The organism is Photorhabdus kleinii, assembly GCF_025384885.1.
GTDB classification, from domain to species: domain Bacteria; phylum Pseudomonadota; class Gammaproteobacteria; order Enterobacterales; family Enterobacteriaceae; genus Photorhabdus; species Photorhabdus kayaii.
Genome location: NZ_JAJAFY010000112.1, coordinates 1 through 1,811 on the forward strand (window position 1 = coordinate 1; position 1,811 = coordinate 1,811).

The following is a 1,811-nucleotide window of genomic DNA, read 5'->3' on the forward strand; positions in this document are numbered from 1 at the left end:
ATTTTATCGCAGTAATATAGAGCGTTATCTGGAAATCAATCACAGTGAAGTGAAAAAAACGTCAAATCGCCGCGATCCGATGTTCCGGCGATTGAGAACCGCGCGTTTTCTTAAGTCCAGTGCCTCATCAGCCGCCGCTGTTGTTGGTTTTCAAGGCCGGGCCGCAGCAATTGCTCGTCAGCATCAATACGGTTTGGAAGGCAGTATTAACGCGTTGGCAGAAACGAAGTATCCGCAACGTCAATTGTTAGGCATCACGCCGCATGAGCGACTGCAACTGATTGAATTAATTTATCATGACCTCGTGAGTGAACTATGACACTGCCAGAATTGCATCGACTATTAACAAATATTATCCGCGTCGGCTTGGTCACGGATGTTGATCTCGTTGGTCATCGTTGCCGGGTAAGGACAGGTGACTTAAAAACGGATTGGATACCCTGGCTGACACTGCGAGCAGGTCATTCCCGTACCTGGTGGGCGCCCAGTGTTGGCGAACAGGTTTTATTGCTTGCCATTGGTGGAGAGTTGACTACTGCTTTTGTCTTACCGGCTGTTTATTCTGATCAGTTTCCGGCGCCGTCAGTTTCTGCCGAGGCTGTTCATATTGCTTTTCCTGATGGGGCAGTGATGGAATATGAGCCAGCGGTCAGTGCCTTAAAAGTAACGGGTATTAAAACCGCAACGGTGAATGCCTCCGGTTCTGTTCATGTCACTGCGCCAGAAATGACTTGTACCGCAAGCAGTCAAATTACGCTTGATACGCCTCACGTCATTTGTACCAATTTACTGACAACAGCCAGCTTGGTAGTGCAAAAAGGCGGAAAAATGACTGGAAATATTGAGCATAACGACGGGCAATTCAGCTCAAACGGGGTGATCGTGGATTCCCATAAACACACCGGCGTCAGATCAGGCGGTGACACATCAGGAGGCCCTGCATAATGAAATTTTTGGGTATGAATAAGCAAACGGGCCGCAACATGACTGATATTGAACACGTTCGCCAGAGCATCACCGATATTTTAATGACTCCAATCAACACACGCGTCATGCGACGCGAATACGGTTCATTGCTGCCCGCATTGATTGATCAGCCGCAGAATCCGGCATTACGTCTAAAAATTATGAGTGCTTGTTATATGGCAATCATGCGTTGGGAACCCCGCGTACGACTCACAACAATTACATTTCAGCGAGCAGAAGCGGGAGAAATGCACGTTGAAATAACTGGCGTTTATATCAACGGAAATGACTTAACAATAGCTATCCCCGTGAGGTGAAACTATGCCGACCATTGACTTAAGCCAGTTGCCGCCACCTGATGTCGTCGAGCCACTGGATTATGAAAGCCTGTTGGCTGAACGTAAAGCCAGGCTGATATCTCTTTATCCCGAAGAGCAACGAGCTGCAATCACTCGCACGCTTGAGTTGGAATCTGAACCCATTGTGAAATTATTACAAGAGAATGCTTATCGGGAGTTATTGCTGCGCCAGCGCGTGAATGAAGCGGCTCGCGCGGTGATGGTGGCCTATGCAGCGGGTAGCGATTTAGATCAGTTGGGCGCAAATAACAATATTACGCGTCTCATGCTGCAACAAGCTGATAACGACACGGTTCCGCCTATTGCGGCTATCATGGAATCCGATAACGATTTTCGCGTTCGTATCCCCCAGGCTTTCGAGGGGCTGAGCGTTGCCGGGCCGGTGGGTGCTTATGAATATCATGCCCGGAGTGCTGATGGCCGTGTTGCTGATGCATCAGCTATCAGCCCGTCACCGGCAAATGTCACTGTGACTATTATGTCGCG

4 protein-coding genes are annotated in these 1,811 nt (G+C 49.0%); all 4 read left to right on the forward strand.

The window, feature by feature from the left end:
• Positions 1 to 319: phage virion morphogenesis protein (locus LG003_RS22745; RefSeq protein ID WP_262981730.1), on the forward strand; the 319-nt coding region annotated here is incomplete at its 5' end.
• Positions 316 to 945, forward strand: a complete 630-nt coding sequence (locus LG003_RS22750; protein WP_112876960.1) for a phage baseplate assembly protein V — start codon at positions 316 to 318, stop codon at positions 943 to 945. The genes LG003_RS22745 and LG003_RS22750, both read left to right, overlap by 4 nt.
• Positions 945 to 1,283, forward strand: a complete 339-nt coding sequence (locus tag LG003_RS22755; protein WP_112876961.1) for a GPW/gp25 family protein — start codon at positions 945 to 947, stop codon at positions 1,281 to 1,283. The genes LG003_RS22750 and LG003_RS22755 overlap by 1 nt, the downstream gene beginning before the upstream one ends.
• 4 nt (positions 1,284 to 1,287) lie before the next feature.
• Positions 1,288 to 1,811, forward strand: a 524-nt coding sequence (locus LG003_RS22760) for a baseplate J/gp47 family protein (protein ID WP_262981731.1), incomplete at its 3' end; no start/stop codon positions are given.